Source organism: Streptomyces sp. NBC_01214 (assembly GCF_026340975.1).
In the GTDB taxonomy this organism is placed as follows: Bacteria; Actinomycetota; Actinomycetes; order Streptomycetales; family Streptomycetaceae; genus Streptomyces.
Window position 1 is genome coordinate 4,673,382 of sequence record NZ_JAPEOS010000001.1, and the last position, 19,084, is coordinate 4,692,465.

Below are 19,084 nucleotides of genomic sequence, written 5' to 3' on the forward strand. Positions count from 1 at the left end.
CCCCTCGCCCGGGCGTCATCGCACCGTCCGGTCGGTGAACGGCTGCTGAGAGCCGTTCGACGGCGCGAACGGTGCCCGGCCGCTCAGGCTTGCGCACCGGCCGCTTACTGCGGCTTCGGGCCCTTCATCAGCTTGCTGAGCTGTTCCAGGGGGCCCTCCGTCATGCCGCGGACGTAGTCCCAGCCGTTGTGGTCGCCGCCCTGGATCTCGTGGATCGAGACCTTGATCGGCCCCTTGCCGAACTGCTGCTGGAACTTCTCCATCCGGTCGCGCCCGCCTTCCTTGGTGCCGTACTGGAAGAGGATGTCCACCTCGGGGCCCTTGTCGTTGATCAGCTTCGGGGCGAGCTTCTCGGGGTTGTTCGCGTCCATTTCCGCCTGGTGGCCCTTCCAGAGCGGGGAGTCCGGGACGATCTCGCCGCCGTTGGCGATGACGGCCCGGAAGCGGTCCGGCTTCTGCAGCAGCTGCTTGAGGCCGACGAAGGCGCCGGAGGAGTTGCCCATGAAGGCCCAGCCGTCGCGGGACTTGTACGTACGGAAGTTGGCCCGGGCGAGGTCGGGTACGTCCTCGCCGATCCAGGTGCCCATCTTGGCCTGGCCGGGTATGTCGGAACCGTCGTAGTAGTACTTGGCGTCCGGGTTGAGGATCGGCATGACCAGGATGAACGGGAGGCTCTTGCCGGCTGCGGCGCCCTCGGCGACGGCCTTCTGGAGGCCCAGCTTCGGCATGGTCGCCCAGTAGTTGTCGGCGTTCCCGTTGCCTCCGGGCAGCGCGATCATGACGGGGAAGGCGCTCTTCGCGTACTCCGGGCGGTCGTACTCCTTGGGAGTCCACACCCAGACGCTTCCGTCGAAGCCGGACTTGGCGCCCTTCACACGGGCCTTGGATATGCGGGTGCCGTCGTCCAGCTTCACCGTCTGCTTGAAGTCGGTGAACGGGCCGGCGGGGAGGGAGACGTCCGGGTCCGCGCTCGGCGCGGAGGCCTGCTTCCCGCCGCCGGTCTCCTTCTTCTCCTCCGCATCGGCGGCGGGTTTCGCGTAACTGACGGACTCCCCGTTCCCGTCGAACCAGTCCGTCTTCCAGTAGATCAACCCGGCGCCGGTGCCGGCGAGCAGGGCCACCGCCACTGCGGACGTGATCCACACCTTCCTGCGGGATCGCCTGGGCTGCTGCGGCTGCGGGTACTCGTGCACGAACTTTGCTCCGAACGGGGCGGCTGCCCTCGGGCGGGCAGAACGGGTGGGTTCTTCTTCTCTTTGGATGTGTTTATCGACCCGAAGGGTTGCAAAAATGTGCAGTAAATGTCGTTTATATTTCAATTGAGTGAGCTGCTGTACGAGCAGGACCGCCCGGCGTCCTTGCGCACGCCGGCCGTGCGGTGCGCGCCACCCCTGCCGGCGCAGGTGACCGCGAACCGTGGATGCGGCCGATTTCCCGCGGAGTTCGACGCAGGCCCACAGCAGCTGCCCCCCCGACGGCGCTGCCCGGCGTGCGTTCCCCGACCGAGTGGGCGGATCGGCAGGCCGACGGCCTCGGGCTCCGGGGCCGACCCGGGGTCCTCGAGGCCGCCTCCGGCTGGGGGAGCCGTTCAACGTCGAGGGCGATCGCCCGGCACGAGTTCGCCCATGTGGCTGCCGGAGACGCGCGCCCGGTGCGGTTGGCCCGCGGCGGTCCTTGCCGTGGAGATACGAAGGGAGGGCCGGATGGTCCTGCGGTCATGCGAGTGCGAGGCCGACATCCTGGCGGCCTTCGGCCGGTCCCGCGCCGGCTTCACCGAGATGCTGGCCGGCGCCGAGCGCACCCGGCGGACCGGAAGCGCCTACTGGGGCGTACTGCTAAATCGTTTCTCTCCCGCACGGCGGAGGGAAGGGCGACCTGGCCGGACGCGGCGGTCACCGGGCCGCTCGGTGCGCTGGCCCCCACCCCGGTCAGGCGCAGGCGTGGCAGGAAGCCATGAGGGAGTAGGAACCACCCGGCGGCCTCTTCCTCGAGCCGGCCGACCATGGGCAGTCCTTAACGAGTGGCCGTGACGGGCACCCTGTTGAGACCATGCGTCGGTGAACTCACGACTCCCCGCCGGATGGACGCTCGAACGCTTGCGCGCGCTGTCCGGAGACCCGAGCGCCGCCCCGCTCTCCGTCGACCGGCTCGTAGTCGTCGACGTCGCCGGTCAGGACGACTACGAGTCCCTCCAGCCCGATGTGATCCTTGCGTTCCACGAACTGTGCCTCGTGAGGGACGACGGTGAGTGGTTCATGGGTCAGCTAGACGCTGACGGCTCAGTGATCTGCTGGGCCTCCTACGGATCCGACCTGGCCGAGGCCATCCGCAGTCTCTGAACGACACCCCGCATCTCCAGCCACTTCCACAACGGACCTCAGCCCTGGGTGTCTTGACCGCAGCCACCGAGACACCCAGGACACGGCGGGCGCGCCTGCGCGGGCGGTTCGTGCAGGTCAGCCCCAGCGGGCCAGGGGCCCGTGGCGGGTTCGTCCGGCAGATCCGAACTCGGCGACGTCGTACGGTCGGCTCACGGGGGCCGGCTGCCGGTTCACCGTTGGTACTGCAGAGCGTCGGCACCCGCAGCGATGACCTCGGCGAGCCGGTTGGCGAAGTCCGCGTTGCACCCACCGAGCCGCACGAAACCGTGGCTGGCCACCGGCCCGTCGTTGCACAGGGAGGGAAGGGTCATGCCGGCGAGCGCGAGCGCCGCCTGGAGGTTGGTGACCGCGTCTTCGCCGTCCTGGTAGGCGGCGTCCTGAAGCCTCTTGTACTGCATCCGCTCGGCGTGGGTCAGTTCGTACACCATGCTTCTTGCCCTTCGTGGGAGGTGTGGGAAATGTGGGGGGTGAGGCACCGGAACACGGCCCGGCCCATTGCCCCGGGCACGTGGCTGCCACGGACGTCGCCTCGCTCGGACGTGCCGCGGCAGCCGGATGCCCGGGGTGCGGGCTACGGCTCGGGCCGCAGCCCGGTGAATGGGGCCCGGACCTGGGCAGGGACCGTCGGGTTGAGTCTGCGCACGGCCCGTGACTATCGCTTTCGATCTTCGTTTCAAAGGTGCAAGCGAACACCCTTGTGACGCATGGGAAGGACGGGGTTGTCCAGGAAGTTGGCGGCTGTCACTGCCTCCGCTCTTCGCGGTCGCCCCGCACGGGCCGTTCGGCCCCCTTGCACCGTGGTCCGGCAGCGCCGATCCCGCCGGCCCGCTTGCGCGGGAGCCAGGCGGGCGGGCCCTCCGTGGTCGGCGTCAACACCTCAGCCCGGCGGTACCGCACCGATCGTCCCTTCGAAGCCCGAGCCGAAGTCCGGGCCGAGGGCCGTAGCTGTGGCGTGCGGACGAGACACCGCCGCACGGGTACGACCGTCATGCGCCGTACCCGAACCTGCGACCGTTGGACGGGGAGCGGCTCGCCCTTCCGTCTGCCACGGAGTACCCGGGACGGACACCGTCCGGGCCGCTGCGGGCCGTGGCCGTCTGCCCGGCCCCGAGCACGGACGTCGACGGGTTCCGGTGTCGGGGAGCGGCTTGGCGGGGCGGCCGCGTGAGTGTGATCTGACGGACCAGCTGCTGGAAGCAGGCCAGCGCCGCGACGGCGGGGAGCGCGGACGACATCTCCGCGGCGAGTGTTCTGGGTGCCTGGGCCACGCACAGGAGCGTCGCCAAGGTGGAGAACAACAGAACGATCGCCCAGGAATGCACCGCACGGCGCTGGTGCAGCGCGGACCTGAGGATGGACAGCGAGGCGACCGTCCAGGGCCCGTAGATCAGCAGGGGCCACCAGCTCACCACTTCGCTGGCCGTGTGGAGCCCGGCGCTGTGGCGCAGGGCGTCGCAGATGGCCATCCCGCTGAGCACGCTCACCAGGGTGGCGATGATGGCGACCAGCAGGGCGGTGAACAGGCTGCCGGTTTGCAGCAGGGTCGCCACCGGCGTCCTCGACGAGTTCCGGCGGTGCCCGCTGGAAGCTCGTCTGGTGGGTCGCTCCGTGGAGGTCTGCTTCAAGCCCGCGACGAGGCCGATGGTGCTGGCCGTGTCACCGGTGAGGTCGTAGCCGACGTGGGCGAAGGGCTCCGGCTGTACCGGTCCGGGGCTCTCCTGGAGCAGGCTCGCGAGCTCTTCCACCGGATCCCACGGCAGTTGCGTCTCACCGGACCTGCCCAGTGGTTCCCCGTGCTCCGGCCGATGCCAGGACAGGGTGGTGGCCGGCTGCGGGTGGAGGCCGTGGACGTCGGGGTACCCGTACGACTCATGCACGGGAACTGCCGCCCGAGCGCGCGTCGACGGCCGTGGACGGTGCGGTGCTCCCTGACCTCCGGTCGAAGTCGACCTGGATCATGCTCATCGTATGGAGGAAGTCCTCGAGGACCGAGGACGAGTAACACAGGTCGATTTCCAGGCCCTCGTCTTCCAGTGTGGCGTGCCTGCTCTCGCTGCAGCCCGTTGATCCTGGAGTGAAAGTCCACTTTCCGATCCGGGTAGTCCCGGTGTGAAAACCACCTCCCCCCTCGCCTTCTTCTAGAGGCCTACGGAAGAAGAAGGGGGGCTTTGCTGTTGTCATATTCCATAAACGCTGTCGATGTTGGTCAGGGTATGCGCCATCCGGGTGATCGTGGTGGACGGATAAGTTTCAGCCCTACCTCGAGTCGATTCCGGTAACACGGCGAGAGCCCGGCGACCACGTCCTGCCGCCCTGCCAATCCGCAGCTCAGGGAGCCGATGAGTGCCGGGCCGCGGCGGGCCCGCGGGTGGCTCTGCCGTACACCGCGAGCCCACCTTACGGCGTCGCCCGCGTCTGACCGAATGGGTCTGGACGTGTCGCCGACTCGCCATATTTTCATCCCTCCATGTCGCCTCCCCGGTTCCGTACTGCCATGCGCCGCACAGGAGCGCGCCGGCCGCCGACTTGCGTCGCCACTCGCAGGCCGATCATCGTGAAAACCGCTGAAATGCCAAGGGCGGCACATTGCTACGCATTGCTGAAATCGGAGGCCGGGGCGCAACTCTGCATATGCCTCTGCGTTATGCCGAGCAATCGACGGGGCTTAGATCGTGGGCGTCGTCGAGCTTCCGCCTTCGAAAGGATCAGCTGTGGGACATCTTCTCCTGTGGATCGTGCTGCTCTCTGCCGCACTGGGTACGGGCTGCACCGCGTTCACGTCATCAGGGACCGGCCGGCTGTGGCGTGTGGACGCCCTTGAGCTGAGGCGCCAGCAGCGGTTCAAGGACGTCTTGTCCTGTCATGTGGATGCCCTCCGGCTGTCTCGAGGGCAAGCCGCGGCGCGGGTGGAGGCGTCTGCCGGCGTCTCGGCCCGCCCCGGTGCGGAGCCGCTCCAGGCCGTCCACGAGCCGTATTGGCCCTTGTGTTCCCCGGTGGGCCGGGTGATGCCGACGCCCGGCGACGAGAGCCCGCGCTCGCGATAGGCATTCGATGCTACTACCGCACGGCGATGAGCCGATGGTCTCGGACGTAATGCCGTGCAATTCCGCACGTCGGCGAGGTGTGCATCCGGTCGAAAGGGCATCCGTTAACGCCGAATCCTTAAAAACCCCGGCAATCTACACATCGCCAGTGCAAAAACCCCGGCAATTCGTACATTGCGGGATCTCGGCGCCCTAGTGCCCGCCTGTACCGCCCGTACCGTCGGCGGTCTGCGTAATTCTCGTTCGACGCACCTCCGTGCTAAGCGCTGATACAAAGGGCGGGAAATACCCAAAATAAAAAAATTATCATCCATGTATTCCTGTTCCGTGCGACCGAGGAGTAACTGATTTCGTGAAGGGACATGAGCATGGCTCCTGTGGTGACTTATCGGATCGAGGTTCTCGGTCGGCTGTGCGACGTGTCCGGAGGGCGGCAGCCCGGGCGGTGAGAACGGTCCGGGCCGCGCTGATGCGCGTGACGCGCCGCCTCGCCGACGCGGGCACGGCCGGCGCGGTCGCTCCGCCCGGACAGAAGAGGGGACCGATACACGTACTCCAGGACGAATACAGGGCGGGATTTCCCCTGCCCCCGCCTCGTCAAGCGAGCGCCCCGAGCGACCCCCACGAATGTTCGTGGTGCTTCTCCCTCGGAAACCCCGACCCTCCCGTCCGGCCCGACCCCGAGCACTGAACGGATGCCGTGCAGCCCGGCAGTACCGGCTCCGGCAGGGCCGAGGGTGCGGTGACCGACTGCCCGCAGCCCGGGTCGGTCGAGGCGTACCGATCACGAACGTCGTGGACACTCGGCAGGTCTCGAACATGGCGAAGACCTCCGGTGCGGTGGGAGCTGTCTAGGAACGCACCGCGCCGAGGTCTTCGTGTTCCACGGTAGTGCCCGGCCGGCCGTCTTCGCTAGGCCGTCTCTTTGACCCACCGTGCCGCACGCGCAGTACTCTCGCCCCGAGAGGGGGCGTCATGGAGTCACTCGGGACCCTGTTCACGGCCGCAGTCTGGGGTGTTCTGTTGGTCAGCTTGCTGGGTGGGGTGATCCTCGTCGTAGCCATCACGCGTTGGCGCCGTCGCGCGATCGGCGTTCTGGAGAGGGACGAGGAGGCGCAAGGCGGACCTGCCCTCCGGTCATCCGGTCGGTAGGGAGCGTGAGTGCCGGGAGATCGACCAGGCCACCACCCCTCTGCCCGGACCGAGGGCTGGTGGTCGACCCCGTCCGGAACGACGACGGCCGGCCGCGACCGCGAGGGCAGCGCGCCCCGGTGTCAGTGCGCGCTGGGAGGATGGGCCGCATGACTTCTGCCACCGCAGCCGACTACGGCTGGATATCTTCCTCGTCCTCAGTGCTCGCCTACGGAATGGAGTTGGGGTACAGCCTGACGCTGGTGCGGGGGGTCTCGCCTTCGGAGTTGTTCCGGATCGTGGGGGCCGAGCCGCAAGGCGTGTGTGAGGGACTCAACGAGCTCATCCACGAGCAGCAGGAGTTCTTGGACGAGTACGACGAATGGCCCGACGCCTTCCTCGCCGGAGCGTTCACCGTGCAGGGCGAGGGAGGGGACTGGACCCTCGTTCTGGAGTTCGGAGGCGGCCTGGACATGCGCGCGGACATCATGGAGGCGATCTCAGCCGGAACCCGTGCCGTCTCGCACTCCAGCAACGGGGGGAAGCCCATGGACTTCTTCCACTGGTACGAACAGGGCGAGTTGAGGACCACGTTCGAGTGGCCCGCAGACAGGACCGGCAGCACTCCGAATGCGCTCAACCCCCTGATGCTCGCGGTCGGCCTTCACCCGTCGGGGGAGGAGGACCCAGACGTCGACAGGAAGGCGGCGGTCCTGGCGCTTACCGAACGCCTCACCGGTGTGCGGGTGACCCAGGAGCTCCTGGCGGAGGCCGAGTACCACGTCGCGGAAGTCCAGGAGGAACCCGCCGAGGAGCGGGAGAGCGTCACCACCGTCGAGGAACCGGCGCCCTGACGGAATCCAGCGCCACCCGACCCGGCCCGCCCTCCCCGAGCCGCACGTTCGTGTCCAGGAACCGGGGTCACGGCCCGTCAGCCCACGTCGGGTCCGCCCGGCCGGACGGCGTCGTGCGCCGCCAGTGCGGCGCGCAGCGTCAGTGCATCGGCGCCGCGCGCAGCGTCCAGTCCGGTGAACTCGGTCGCCTTGCGCAGGCGGTAGTCGACCGTGTTCGGATGGATCTGGAGCCGGGCGGCGGCCCGGCGCCGGTCAAGGCTGCACGCGAGGAAGACGCGTAACGTGACGAGCAGTTCCGGGCGTGCATCGAGCGGACCGAGCAGCGCGGCGAGCCCGTCCCGGGCCGGGCCGGGACGGCTCAGCTGGTACTCGAGCAGCACGTCGTCGAGCAGGTACAGGCCGGGCCCCCGGCCGGAGGCCTCCGCCACCTCGCGTACCTCGCCGGCCAGCCGGGCGGCTTCGGCGACGCCTTCCGGCGCTGCCGCTGCCGCCGCGGCCACGAGCTCGGCGCCGCACACCCGGCCGAGCTGTTGGACCAGTCGGGAGAGCCGGTCCCGGTCCGCGCGGCCGAAGTCGCCGGCCGGCGTCTCGTACGGAACCAGTACGAGCCCGCCGTCGCCGGACAGCACGGTCAGCGGGACCCCCCTCGTCTGGCGCTGTAGTTCATTGCGCAGTCGCCGGAGTTTGCGGCGCGCGGCGACCGAATGGTTCATGCCGGGCACCAGCTCGTCCGGGTGCGGTCCGACGCTGATGCTCAGCACCAGGTAGCAGGGCGGCAGATGGATGCCCGCGCGATCGGCCGCGGCCTGCGGGCTGCCGCCTTCCAGCAGCCGGGACAGCAACGACTGCAGGGCGACCTGCTCGTCACTGAGCGCCGTCTGCCGCTCCTGCACGTACCCGGCTGCGACCTCGCAGCTCACCAGCCGCAGATACGCGAGCAGTTGGCGCTGGACCAGCAGTACGTCGCCCAGGTCACCCGGTCCGGCCGCCGAGAAGACCTGGGAGGCGCACTCCTCCGCACCCAGGTGATAGGCGCCGACCACGGCCTCCAGCGGCACGCCCTCGTCGGCCCGCCGGGCCGAGGACTCGCGGATCGCCGCCGCTTCGGCCTGCCCGGGCAGTTCGCCCGTGCGCAGGACCACGGCGAAGCTCCGGATGCCGCGGGTCACTTGCTTGGCGATGTCACCGCCGAGGTGTTCCGCTGACAGCGTGCCGTAGACGGGCAGCCGCTCGACGAGCCGGACCATCACCGCACGTTCCAGCGCCACGGCGGCGTCCTGAAGCCGCTTGTGGACCGGCACGCCGCCGAACTGCGGCACCGACTCCCGCCCCACTGCGTTGGATCCGGTCACAATTCACCTCGCAGATTTCTGTTCTCCACCCCGGAGACGCGGCCGCGTACCGGCCCGATGATGTTTCCGGGACATGTCCTACTGGTTGGTAACACGGTTGACCGGTGGATGGCCAGATGCGGCAGACCCCGGCCGCGTCGTTCCCCGCAATCCCCTGCCGGGGGCCGCCCGCCCCGGCCTGACGTGCCGATGCGCCCGACCTCGTACCGGCACGTCAGCCCCCCCCACCCAGAAATCGAGGAACACATGTCCAAGGCAGCCGTTCGCCTGATCGCCGTCGCCGTCGTCACCGCGGCGGCCATGACCGCCGCGCCGGCGGCCACCGCCGCCCAGTCCGCGCCGGCAGCAGCGACGTCCACGACGGGCGACCCGTTCTACGCCTATGGCGACAGCACGCCCCTGTCCGCTTTCGCGCCGGGCACCGTGCTGAAGACCCGGACGCTGCAGTACCACCTCCTCGGCATCTCCACGCCGCTGAAGGCGGTCCAACTGCTCTACCGCACCACCGACGCCCAGGGCCGCCCGGCCGCCAACGTGACCACGGTGGTGCGCAGCCCGACGGGTGACCGCAGCAAGGCGGTGTCCTACCAGTCGTTCTACGATTCCCTCAACCCGGAGGACGGGCCGTCCCGCGCGATCGCGGGCGACGTCACCCTGGGCGGCCTCATCCCGAACGTCGAGGCCGTCTTCCTGGCGCCGCTGTTGACCCAGGGCTACGACGTCGTCATCCCGGACACCGAGGGGCAGCAGGCGCACTTCGCTGCGGGACCGGAGTACGGGACGAACACGCTGGACTCGATCCGCGCCGCCACCAAGTCGCCGCAGACCGGACTGAATTCGGCCACCGCATTCGGCCTCATGGGCTACTCCGGTGGTTCCATCGCGACCAACTGGGCCGCCGCACTCGCTCCGAGCTACGCGCCGGACGTGCAGCGCAAGCTGGTGGGTTACGCCGAGGGCGGTCTGCTCGTCGACCCGGCACACAACCTGAAGTACGTGGACGGCTCGCTGGCCTGGTCGGGCGTCATCCCCATGGCGGTCATCGGCGTCTCCCGGTCCTACGGCATCGACCTCAAGTCCTATCTCAACGGCTACGGCCTGGAGGTGTACAAGGAGCTGGAGCACGGCTCCATCGTCGACGCGATCGGCCGCTACCCCGGGCTGACCTGGAAGAAGATGGCGAAGTCGCAGTACGCCGACCCCAACTCGATCCCCACGTTCGTGGAGGCGATGAACAAGATCAACCTCGGCTCGGCCGGCACCCCCGCCATCCCCGGATTCATCGCCCAGGGCGACGCGGGCTTCCTGGAAGGGACCTTCGGCAACCGCCGGGGGATCGGAACGGGCGACGGCGTCATGGTCAGCGGGGACGTGCGGGCGCTCGCCCGGCAGTACTGCGCCACCGGTAACTCCGCCGTCAAGTACAGCCAGTACGAGCTGCTCAGCCACACGGGTGCGGCCGTGGCCTGGGCCCCCGCCGCTCTCGGCTGGCTGGGTGACCGCTTCGCGGGCAGGCCGGCCCCGTCCGACTGCGGCCGCATCGCCCCGGGCAACTCACTGGCACCGGAGGAGCCGACGTCGCGGTCCTGACGTCCGTGCGAGGGCCTGCCTGCCGCGCCTCATCCGCGCGGCAGGCCCGCGCCCGGGACGGTGGCCGGTCAGGGCCGTGGGGAGCGGGCGAGCCGCAGTCCCACGTCCTCGATCCGCAGCGTCGGGTGGCTGCGCCGCCGTACGGAGGCGCGGCAGCTCCAGTGCTCGTCGAACCAGCCGCCGCCGCGCAGCACCCGGTAGGAGCCGTACACCTCGGGGTCGTAGAAGTCCCAGCACCACTCCCAGACGTTGCCGAGCATGTCGTACAGGCCCCACGGGTTGGGGCGGCGGCCGCCGACCTCGTGGATCCGTTCCCCGGAGTTCCCGCGGTGCCAGGCGATGTCGTCGAGGGGCCCGTAGCGGGGGCCGGTGGTGCCGGCCCGGCAGGCGTGTTCCCACTCGGCCTCGGTCGGTAGCCGGTACCCGTCCGCGTCCCGGTCCCAGATGATGTGAGCCCCTTCGCCGTCCCCGCCGTCCCCGCCGTCCCCGCCGTCCTTAGTGTCGGCGGATTCGGCGGTGTGGGGGAGGCGGTAGGCGGGGGTCAGTCCTTCCTGCCGGGACAGGGCGTTGCAGTACCGGACCGCGTCCCACCACGACACGCTGTGGGCCGGGAGCCGCCCGCCGCCCTGCCCGCCGTCGGGCCGTGTCGTGGTCACCTGTGCGTAGCCGGCCCGGGTGAGGGGGTGCGCGGAGAGGAGGTACGGGGCGACCTCGACGGTCCAACTGCGCTCGGTGCGGCGGTCCGAGAGGGTGACGTGTCCGCCCGGCACGGTGATCATCATGTCTGGTTCTCCTGTTCCTCTTCCTGGTCGTGTCCCTGGTGCTGGTGCTGGTGTTGGCCCTGATCGTGGTGGTCGGCCACGGCGAGGGCGGCGGCGTAGCCCTCGGGGGCGGGCAGGGCGGTCAACTCGGCGCTCTCCACCGGGTGCAGGGACTCCAGGACGTCGGCGACGGCGAAGTAGGCCAGGTCACCGCTGTGGGAGAGGGAGAAGTGGACGCCGCCGCCGGCGACGGCGGGACGGCCGTGGGGGCCGCCGCAGCACGGGCAGTCCTCCCGGACCAGGGCGACCTCCCGCGGGTCGAGGCCGAGACGGGCGCCGAGCAGGACCCGTAGCCCCAGGTGCGCGGCGAGGTAGCGGTGGCGGTGGCCGGGCAGCAGCCGTGCGGCCTTCTCGCGTTCCCCGGCGTCCAGGACGGCGTCCGCCTCCTCGACGCGGTACCCGCCGACCGTGTCCGCGGCGGTGTCCAGGGACCACACCGAGGCGTCCGTGCCCGTGGGCGGCGGCCCGATCCGCGGTGCCCCGGAGCCGAGTTGGTTCACGTACTCGATCATCTGACCGAGAGTAGGGGAGGTGACAGGTGGCCACGGCACCCCGACCCCTCCACAGGGGGACCACCGGCCCATCCGGTCCGTCGGCCGTACCAGGTCGTACGGTCCGCCCACCCGCGCGGTCCCCTTCCCCCGCGGTGGTCGCGGTGGTCGCGGTGGTGTTCGTGGGGTGGGTACGGTCTGTCCATGTACTTGATCGGTTCGGGGCAGCAGCGGGGGCACGTCCTTCTCATAGCGGGGGACGCCGCGGTGCGCCGCGGCACGGTGCACCTTGCACCGAGCGCGAATCTTGCCGCTCTTGCGATGGTGCCGGCTTCGGTGTTGCTGGGCAGCGGGCTTCCGACGGACACGGTGTGTCTGGACGGGGCACGTGATCCGAACACGGTGCTGGCGCGGTTGCGTGCAGCAGCCGCTACTCCGGGGCCGTTGCTCCTCTATCTTTCGGGCCGGCTCACCGCTGACCGGCGCGGCCGCGGGCTGTACCTGGCTCTGGCGGGGACGGCGCGGGCGGCCGTGCGGTACACGGCTCTGCCGTGGGATTGGCTGGTGGGCGAGCTGCGGGGCCGTCCTGCCGGGCTGACGACGGTGCTCCTCGACCTGGCCGCGGACAAGGAGGCCTGGCCGTTGCTCCAGGAGTGCGGCGGCCTGCCGGGCTTGCCGTCTCCGGAGGTGTACGGGGTGGTGTGCCCGCCGGGTTTCGCGGCGGGGAGCGGCACGGTCAGCGGCTACACGCGGCACTGGATCGAGCAGCTGCGCCGTAGCCCGTCCCGGCCGGCCGATGTGCAGCTGCACGCTTTGGCGGCGGGAGCGGCGGGTCTGCCGCCGGGTGCGCTGGTCCTGCCGACCGCCCGCGAACTGGGCATGCGCCCGGGCCCGCAGCAGCAACCGCAGCCGCAGCCGCAGCAGCAGCCGGACCGGCAGGGGGCGTGGCAGGAACCGGGCGGGCCGGCCGTCCCGGCCTCCGACGGGGTGCCGGGCGGGGTGTCGGGTGGGGATCCGCGGCCGCACATCCATGCATTGGCGACCGCGGGCCGTCACGCGGAGGCGGCGGCTCTGGCTCGGGCGTGGGAGGAGCATGTCCGGCACGCCTACGGGTTCTCCTCCCCGGAGGCGGTCCAGTGGGCGGAGATCCGCGCAGATCTGGCGCGGATGGCGGGTGATTTCCTGCTGGCGACGGGGTTGTGGATCGGCGCCTGTCGGGTCCGGCTGGCCGGTCAGGGCGCGGCTGCCCCCGAGGTCTATGCCGCGGCGGCCGGGGCGCTGTACTGCTGGACCCAGCTCAGGGACCGGGCTTCGGCGGTGGAGTCGGGGGCCGAACTGCTCGCCCTGCTGGGGACCCTGCCCGCGTTGGAACCCCGTTACCTGCGGCTGGCACAGGCACGCCTGGACGTACTGCGTGCCCCCGAGCTGCCGCGTGCCGTTCCCACCTGAACCCCGGGAGCGGCGGCCGCCCTGCCCGACTGTGGCTGCCGCCGGGCAGCCGCAGCCGGGGTGCGGGGCGGGTGTGGTCAGGCGGCTCGGTCCTTTGCTTCGTCGTGCTGGCGTGCGGTGCGTAGGGCGTGGCCCCACCACAGGAGGTCGTCGAAGAGGAGGGTGGCGGCCCGTGCGGCAGCGTCGGCGTCGCGGGGTGCTCCGGTTTCGTCGAAGGGGAACTGGTGGAAGCTGACCGTTTCGCGGAGCGTGGTGGCGTGGAGTTCGGCGAAGACGGGGCGGAGTTGCTCGACGGCCCGCAGGCCGCCGGAGAGGCCGCCGTAGGAAACGAAACCGACCGGTTTGCGCCGCCAGACCTGCCCGGCGATGTCGATGGCCTGTTTCAGGGAGGCGGGGAAGGAGTGGTTGTACTCGGGAGTGAGGACCACGTAGGCGTCCGCTAGGGCGAGGCGTTCGACGAATGCGCGGCCGTGGGGTGTGAGGTCGGGGGTCCAGTGTGCCGGGAGGTCGGCGTCCGCGAGGTCGGCGACGGTGAGCTCGATGTCGGTGCGGGCGGCGGCGATGGTTTCGAACCAGCGGGCGACGGTGGGGCCGAACCGGCCTTCCCGGGTGCTGCCGACGACGAGTGCGATACGGAGGGGAGTGGTCATGACCTCATGTGTAGAACATCAAGTCCGGTTGAGGTCAAAGGACTGAGGGACAAAGGCGTGAGGGCCACGGGCGGTGGGTCATGGGCGGTGGATCACGGGCGGCGGGTCAGCGCCGCGGGAGCGCCCGCCGACTGTGCCCCCTCTGTTTCCAGTGTGAGGCGGTCCGGGGCCGTCATCGTCAGCACGTACAGGTTGCCCCGGGGGCACTCGAGGACCGCCGCACGGTCGGTGGGATGGCTGGTCGCCGCTTCGAACACCGCGCTGTTCCCGCGGATCTGCTGTAGCCGCAGGGCCTCGGTGCATCCCAGGTTCTGCCCGGTGGTGAGCTCCTTGAGGTCGCTGACCTGCCGGCCCACGAGCTCGCCCACCGCTCCGCCGTTCAGTGTGACGGTGACGGAGAACTCACCCGTGCGCGCCCGGGACACGCCGTCCGCGTCAGGAGTTCCGGGTCCGGCACCCGACCACGTACCGGCCCACGCGGCCGGCAGCGCCCCCGCCGGACCCGTTGCCGGTGAGGAAGCCCCGGGTGAGGACGCCCCGGGTGAGGACGCCCCGGGGGAGGGGGTCCGGCTCCCGCTTCCGTCGCCGTCGTCGCGGTGTCCGGGGAGCCACACCGAGAGCGCGACGGCTGCGGCGGCGACGATGGTGGCACCCGCGGCCGCACCGGCGCCCCGCGAACGCAGGACCGCCCGCCCCGACCCGCGCCTCGGGGGTGCGGGGGAGTAGGGCGGCGTCGGAGGAGGCGAGAGCGGTCCGGGCACGGATGCGGGGGGAGAGCTGTCCGCGCCGGAAGCTCCGAGAGCGTCGTTCGCACGGGGGGCGTGGGGGCTGCTGGTTGGCGGTGGGGGGAGCGTGAGGAGATGGCGGAGCTCGGTCTCCCGTCGGCCGGCCTCGGCCGCCAGGGCCTGCGGCGCGGCGGGCCCCCAGCCCTGCACCGGGCTGCCGCCGGCCAGCCGTGCCGCTATGTCTTCGGCAAGGGGACGTTGTTGCGGGTCCTTGGCGAGGCATTCCCTCACCAGCGCCCGGAGCGGCTGCGGTACACCGTCGAGGTGCGGTTCGTCGTGCACGATCCGGTACAGCAGGGCCGGCAGGTCCAGTTCCTCGCCCTCCGCGAGGAAGGGACTGCGGCCGGTCGCCGCGTACACGAGTACCGCGGCGAGGGAGAACACGTCTGCCGCGGCCCCGGCCACCGCGCCAGTGGCCTGTTCCGGCGCCAGGAAGCCCGGTGTGCCGATGACCGTGCCGGTGCGGGTGTGCCGCGGGTCGCGGACCGTGCGGGCGATACCGAAGTCGATCAGGAAGGGCCGCTCCGTGCCCAGCAGTACGTTCGCCGGTTTGATGTCGCGGTGGACGATACCTGCCGCCCGTACGCTGACCAGGGCCGCCGACAGTTCCCGTCCCAGCTGCTGGACGGCCGGGGCCTGTAGCGGCCCCCATCCGCGTACCCAGTCACCCAGCGACGGCGCGGGCACGTACTCGGTCGCCAGCCACTGCGGGGAGGCGCCCGGTGCGCTGAAATCGACCACCGACACCGTCCACGGGCTACGTACTCGGTCGCTGGTGCGTATCTCCCGGTCGAAGCGGTGCGCGAAGTCCGCGTCCAGGCTCAGCTCGCGGTGCACGGTCTTCAGCGCGAGCGCCCGCCCGGACATCGTCCGCGCCAGGAACACCTCGCCCATGCCCCCCGATCCGAGCCGGGCGAGCAGACGGTACCCGCCGATCTCCAGCGGGTCACCGGGCCGCAAAGACTCCATCAGTTCCCCCTGTTCCCCCCGGCCGTTGCCGGTCCGCGCCGCGCGGCCCGGATGCCGGGCCGCCGTGATGGACCCTAGAGGACGAGCCCTCGCTCCGCCTGCTCAGGGGGCTGTGGCTCCGGCTCAGTTCCTCGTAACGGTCCGGCACGGTGCCCGGACGCGAGTGGGGAGCGCGGAGCGCGGAGCATGTCGGTGGCGGGTGCCATCATCGGCTGTGACTGGCCGAAGGTGCACAGATGGGGGGCGAGTGGAGAAATTCGCAGTCGAGCCGCTTGGGGTGGTCGACTTCGTGGCGCACGTGCGGCGCCGCCCGGCGCAGTATTTTCTGGTAGATCAGGGCAGCCCCGAGCTTCCCACCGAGGTCCTTCGAGCGGTGGCCTGGGATGCTCTGCACCGTCGCGACGGCAGGCACGGACGGATCAGCATCGAGATCGGATCTGACCTCAGCTTCACAGTGGAGAGCGATCAACGTCCCAGCGCCGACGCACAGGAGAGGCGCGCGCCGCGGTTCTTCGGCTCCCTGCTCGACATGTTCGACAGGCAACGCTGGGCTCCCTCCGCGGCTGCCGCACTCAGCGTCCGCACGGTCATCGAGGTGTGGCGGGATGGCCACGGCCTTCGTCAGGAGCTGGTCGGGATGGCCCCGACCGGCCCGCGGGAAGAGTTCTCAGCGCCGAAACCGGTCGGGACCCGGACCACGTTCCACCTTGATCCGTCGTTCTGCGGTGCGGACGAGGCCATTGCCTGGGCGCTGCGACCCGAAGAACTCCACGGAGAAGCGTGCAGGGAACATCCTTCGCCCACGAAGTTCCCGATCTACGATCTCCGCTCGGAGACCGAGGAGCCGCTCAGTACGTAGGACTCGTGTCCGCAGAAGATCGAAGCCGGCGCGGCCGAACGTCCGGAGCTGAGGGCTGTCCGCAATGACCGCTCATGGCTCCGGGAACGGCGGGGTGCCGTCCATCACCAGCAACAACTTCCGAGCGGGTGTCGCCTCCTCCGGTCGTACGGAGGAGGCGACACCCTCGATGACTGACCGGCCCGCGTACACGGCTGTCCTTGCGGCTGCCTCCCAGCCCGTTCGCTGCCGGTAGTTCGCGTCGTGCTTGCGGTCCTGGGCCGCCGCGGCGGCGGAGTGCCACTGGTCGGTCCGGCAGATGCTTTCCAGCAGGTCCAACAACTCGGCCTTGCAAGCCACGTGCGGGGACCCGACCAGTTCGAGTAGGAACGGGACCGTGTGGGCCGTCGCCTCGCCAACGACGAACCCCAGCGCACAGACGGCATCGCCGAGGTCATCGATGGCGATACGGGCCGTGTCCTCATCTTCGTATGCGATCCGGGACAGCAGAGGGGGAATACCGGAGGCCGCAGCCCCCGTCGCGTCGTGCAGTTCTCCCCATCGGACCCCGGAAACGCTCCTCAACAGACTTCCCACGCCCTGCTCCTCATGATGAGAAGCCGTCCTCGGTGAGGACCGGATGGTCGTGGACCGCAGCCTCCCTGACGCGCGGGTCAGGGTCGATGAGACGGGCGAGGGCCGCCGGCAGTGACTCGCCCGTCCCGTACGGGGTGGCGAGCGAGGCCCAGTCGGTGCTCGCCAGGAGCGTCTCGTGGTGAGGCGGCTCAGCGGCGTGAGGATCTGCGGCCTGGTTGCGGCGATGGGTCACGGACGGAGGCTATCGCCTTGGTTGGGCCAGGACCGGGTCGGCGTGAACCAAGCCGGTCGTTCCGGGGTGGGGGAGCGCACGGCATGGAGCGGGGGCGTCCGGATGTCTTGTCCGACCTGTGATCCGATTTTCGGACACTGACCCCTCCAGACCCTCTAATCTGATCATGTTCAAAACGAGGGGGGAATTGAGAAGTGAAGATCAAGCGCATCGCCGCCGTCGCGGCCGCGGCCGTCGTCGGTCCGGTCCTGCTCACCACGCCCGCGATGGCCGACGAGCAGAGGCAGCCGGCCGTGACCACGCCGGACGCCGAGCCGAAGGGCGACACGGCGCCGGCTGCCGGGGAGACCGCGGCGGCGGAGAAGCCCGCCACTACTGCCACTACTGCCGCTCCTGCCACTACCGGCACTTCGGCCGAGCCGCCGGCCTCCGGGTCCGCGGTGGCGCCGCCGGCCGTCCCGCAGCCGCCGGCCGCCCAGACACCCGCACCCCCGGCCGCCGGAACGCCCGCACACCCGGCCGCCGGAACGCCGGCGAAGGACGCCGCGGGCCCCGCGACCGAGGACCCCGACCAAGAGCTGCCCACCGGGATGCTCATGGGGCCCGAAGTCAGCGTGCAGGGCATCCCGAAGGCCGGTTTCAAGGCCGACGGCAGCTGGACCCCGCTGACCGTGCAGGTCGACAACTCGGGCCACGTCGCGGTCGCGAACTACACGCCCGAGATCTCCGTCACGCACAGGGACGGGAAGATCAAGGCCTCGCAGGTCAAGGTCGAGCAGCGGGTCACCGCCGCGGACGGATCCGTCTCCTGGCAGCCGGCGAAGCTGGTCCAGGGCCCGCAGTTCGGCAACGGGTTCGTCTACAAGCTCGCGACGACCACCTCCGTGGCCGTCGACGCCGTCTACGCCATCGACGTGCGGATCAGCTTCGCCGCGGACACCCCGGTCGTCGCCTTCGACCTCACCGCCGACGGCACGAGCCGCATCGGTGGCAAGACCAGTGCCTCGCCCACGTCCTGGTACAGCACCGGGATCACGGGCGCGACCCCCGACAACGACCAGCCCGTGGTGACCGAGGGCCCCAAGCTCACCATCGGCGGCCTGCCCGGCGGCCTCGCGGTGGGCGGTGCCTGGCAGGACCTCACGGTCCACGTCGACAACTCCGGCAAGCCGGCCCTGGACGACTTCCACTTGTACTTCACCCTCGCCCGGCCCGACTGGGTCCCGACGGAAGGCGAGAAGCTGGAGGTCGAGGTCTACGGGAAGAACGGCTGGGAGCGTGCGGAACTCGGCTACAGCGACGGCTACTACATCGTCAACCACCTGGCAGGTGGCAGCATCCCCGCGGGCAAGACCTTCGACGTCAAGCTGCGCATCCGGTTCGCCGCCGACACCCCGCTCGGCTACGCGCAGTTCCAGGCCTCCGGCACGGTCCTCGAGATCGGCTCGCACCTTCGGAGTTCCAGCCGCCCGGTCCTGGTGAAGATCCTGGCCGCCGACCCGAACACCGGCAACCGGCCCGGCCCGAACGGCGGCACCACCACGCCGATCAGCGCCACGGGCAGCACCGGCCAGACCGGAACCACCACCGGGGCCGGCGGCGAGCTCGCCGCCACCGGCGCCGACGCGGCCAGCAGCTGGGCCCTCGGAGGTGCTGGTGTGGCGCTGGCCATGGGCGCGGCCCTGGTTGCCGGCACCGGCCGCCGCCGTCGTACGACGGGCTGAACGGTCACCCGCAGCAGGTGAAGGGGCCTGCCGGGGTGTACCCCCCGGCAGGCCCCTCCGCACGGGCACCGGTCCCCACCATCGACATCATCGACGGACCCGTTCGTGGTAGTCGTCGGGCGGGATGCCCGGCCGCGACATGGGTGACAGGGCAGCTTGTGGGAACGCGTTCGACC

At 70.5% G+C, this 19,084-nt stretch carries 16 protein-coding genes; 6 read left to right on the forward strand and 10 right to left on the reverse strand.

Annotation, left to right across the window (positions count from 1 at the left end; translation table 11 throughout):
- Positions 1-104 precede the first annotated feature (104 nt).
- A complete protein-coding gene (locus tag OG594_RS21890) occupies positions 105-1,193 on the reverse strand; it encodes an esterase family protein (RefSeq protein WP_266601524.1) in 1,089 nt (362 codons plus the stop codon).
- A gap of 864 nt (positions 1,194-2,057) precedes the next feature.
- Between OG594_RS21890 and OG594_RS21895 the strand changes: the two genes are divergently transcribed.
- Positions 2,058-2,339 (forward strand): hypothetical protein, encoded by a 282-nt coding sequence (locus OG594_RS21895; RefSeq protein WP_266601526.1) that lies wholly within the window; start codon positions 2,058-2,060, stop codon positions 2,337-2,339.
- A gap of 212 nt (positions 2,340-2,551) precedes the next feature.
- On the opposite strand, the gene OG594_RS21900 is transcribed toward OG594_RS21895, so the two are convergent.
- Both OG594_RS21900 and OG594_RS21905 read right to left on the reverse strand, forming a co-directional pair.
- Positions 2,552-2,809 (reverse strand): hypothetical protein, encoded by a 258-nt coding sequence (locus OG594_RS21900; RefSeq protein ID WP_266601528.1) that lies wholly within the window; start codon positions 2,807-2,809, stop codon positions 2,552-2,554.
- Between the two features lie 558 nt (positions 2,810-3,367).
- Positions 3,368-4,258, reverse strand: coding sequence for a hypothetical protein (locus OG594_RS21905; RefSeq protein ID WP_266601530.1), 891 nt, complete (start codon positions 4,256-4,258; stop codon positions 3,368-3,370).
- Between the two features lie 2,468 nt (positions 4,259-6,726).
- Between OG594_RS21905 and OG594_RS21910 the strand changes: the two genes are divergently transcribed.
- Entirely contained in the window at positions 6,727-7,410 is a 684-nt protein-coding gene (locus tag OG594_RS21910) for a DUF6461 domain-containing protein (RefSeq protein ID WP_266601532.1), read from the forward strand.
- A 77-nt stretch (positions 7,411-7,487) separates the two neighbouring features.
- Here the strand turns inward: OG594_RS21910 and OG594_RS21915 are convergent, their stop codons facing one another.
- Positions 7,488-8,762, reverse strand: coding sequence for a CdaR family transcriptional regulator (locus OG594_RS21915; RefSeq protein WP_266601534.1), 1,275 nt, complete (start codon positions 8,760-8,762; stop codon positions 7,488-7,490).
- Between the two features lie 246 nt (positions 8,763-9,008).
- Between OG594_RS21915 and OG594_RS21920 the strand changes: the two genes are divergently transcribed.
- Positions 9,009-10,352, forward strand: coding sequence for a lipase family protein (locus OG594_RS21920; RefSeq protein ID WP_266601536.1), 1,344 nt, complete (start codon positions 9,009-9,011; stop codon positions 10,350-10,352).
- A gap of 68 nt (positions 10,353-10,420) precedes the next feature.
- Here the strand turns inward: OG594_RS21920 and OG594_RS21925 are convergent, their stop codons facing one another.
- Both OG594_RS21925 and OG594_RS21930 read right to left on the reverse strand, forming a co-directional pair.
- On the reverse strand, positions 10,421-11,131 hold the full coding sequence (locus OG594_RS21925; protein ID WP_266603121.1) for a formylglycine-generating enzyme family protein: 711 nt from the start codon (positions 11,129-11,131) through the stop codon (positions 10,421-10,423).
- Positions 11,131-11,685 carry a 4'-phosphopantetheinyl transferase superfamily protein gene (locus OG594_RS21930; protein ID WP_266601538.1) on the reverse strand — a complete coding sequence of 185 codons (555 nt, stop codon included), beginning with the start codon at positions 11,683-11,685 and terminating at the stop codon, positions 11,131-11,133. Before OG594_RS21930 ends, OG594_RS21925 begins: the two co-directional genes overlap by 1 nt.
- Before the next feature lie 423 nt (positions 11,686-12,108).
- Between OG594_RS21930 and OG594_RS21935 the strand changes: the two genes are divergently transcribed.
- Complete coding sequence (locus OG594_RS21935) at positions 12,109-13,113, forward strand: hypothetical protein (protein WP_266601540.1); 1,005 nt, start codon at positions 12,109-12,111, stop codon at positions 13,111-13,113.
- 77 nt (positions 13,114-13,190) lie between these two features.
- On the opposite strand, the gene OG594_RS21940 is transcribed toward OG594_RS21935, so the two are convergent.
- Positions 13,191-13,763 (reverse strand): NADPH-dependent FMN reductase, encoded by a 573-nt coding sequence (locus tag OG594_RS21940; RefSeq protein WP_266601541.1) that lies wholly within the window; start codon positions 13,761-13,763, stop codon positions 13,191-13,193.
- A gap of 92 nt (positions 13,764-13,855) precedes the next feature.
- Positions 13,856-15,517, reverse strand: a complete 1,662-nt coding sequence (locus OG594_RS21945; RefSeq protein ID WP_266601543.1) for a serine/threonine-protein kinase — start codon at positions 15,515-15,517, stop codon at positions 13,856-13,858.
- Positions 15,518-15,764: 247 nt separating this feature from the next.
- On the opposite strand from OG594_RS21945, the gene OG594_RS21950 reads away from it, so the two are divergent.
- Positions 15,765-16,376 carry a hypothetical protein gene (locus tag OG594_RS21950; RefSeq protein ID WP_266601546.1) on the forward strand — a complete coding sequence of 204 codons (612 nt, stop codon included), beginning with the start codon at positions 15,765-15,767 and terminating at the stop codon, positions 16,374-16,376.
- Between the two features lie 72 nt (positions 16,377-16,448).
- Here OG594_RS21950 and OG594_RS21955 read toward each other — a convergent pair whose 3' ends face one another.
- Both OG594_RS21955 and OG594_RS21960 read right to left on the reverse strand, forming a co-directional pair.
- A complete protein-coding gene (locus tag OG594_RS21955) occupies positions 16,449-16,952 on the reverse strand; it encodes a hypothetical protein (protein ID WP_266601548.1) in 504 nt (167 codons plus the stop codon).
- 10 nt (positions 16,953-16,962) lie between these two features.
- Positions 16,963-17,184, reverse strand: a complete 222-nt coding sequence (locus OG594_RS21960; RefSeq protein ID WP_266601550.1) for a HEAT repeat domain-containing protein — start codon at positions 17,182-17,184, stop codon at positions 16,963-16,965.
- 194 nt (positions 17,185-17,378) lie between these two features.
- Here OG594_RS21960 and OG594_RS21965 point away from each other — a divergent pair, with 194 nt between their 5' ends.
- Complete coding sequence (locus tag OG594_RS21965; protein WP_266601555.1) at positions 17,379-18,908, forward strand: hypothetical protein; 1,530 nt, start codon at positions 17,379-17,381, stop codon at positions 18,906-18,908.
- Positions 18,909-19,084: the final 176 nt, after the last annotated feature.

Coding starts and splice junctions, on each gene's coding strand:
- OG594_RS21910 (WP_266601532.1), top strand. CDS start 6,727: ATGACTTCTGCCACCGCAGCCGACTACGGCTGGATATCTTCCTCGTCC.
- OG594_RS21945 (WP_266601543.1), bottom strand. CDS start 15,517: ATGGAGTCTTTGCGGCCCGGTGACCCGCTGGAGATCGGCGGGTACCGT.
- OG594_RS21925 (WP_266603121.1), bottom strand. CDS start 11,131: ATGATCACCGTGCCGGGCGGACACGTCACCCTCTCGGACCGCCGCACC.
- OG594_RS21930 (WP_266601538.1), bottom strand. CDS start 11,685: ATGATCGAGTACGTGAACCAACTCGGCTCCGGGGCACCGCGGATCGGG.
- OG594_RS21920 (WP_266601536.1), top strand. CDS start 9,009: ATGTCCAAGGCAGCCGTTCGCCTGATCGCCGTCGCCGTCGTCACCGCG.
- OG594_RS21900 (WP_266601528.1), bottom strand. CDS start 2,809: ATGGTGTACGAACTGACCCACGCCGAGCGGATGCAGTACAAGAGGCTT.
- OG594_RS21940 (WP_266601541.1), bottom strand. CDS start 13,763: ATGACCACTCCCCTCCGTATCGCACTCGTCGTCGGCAGCACCCGGGAA.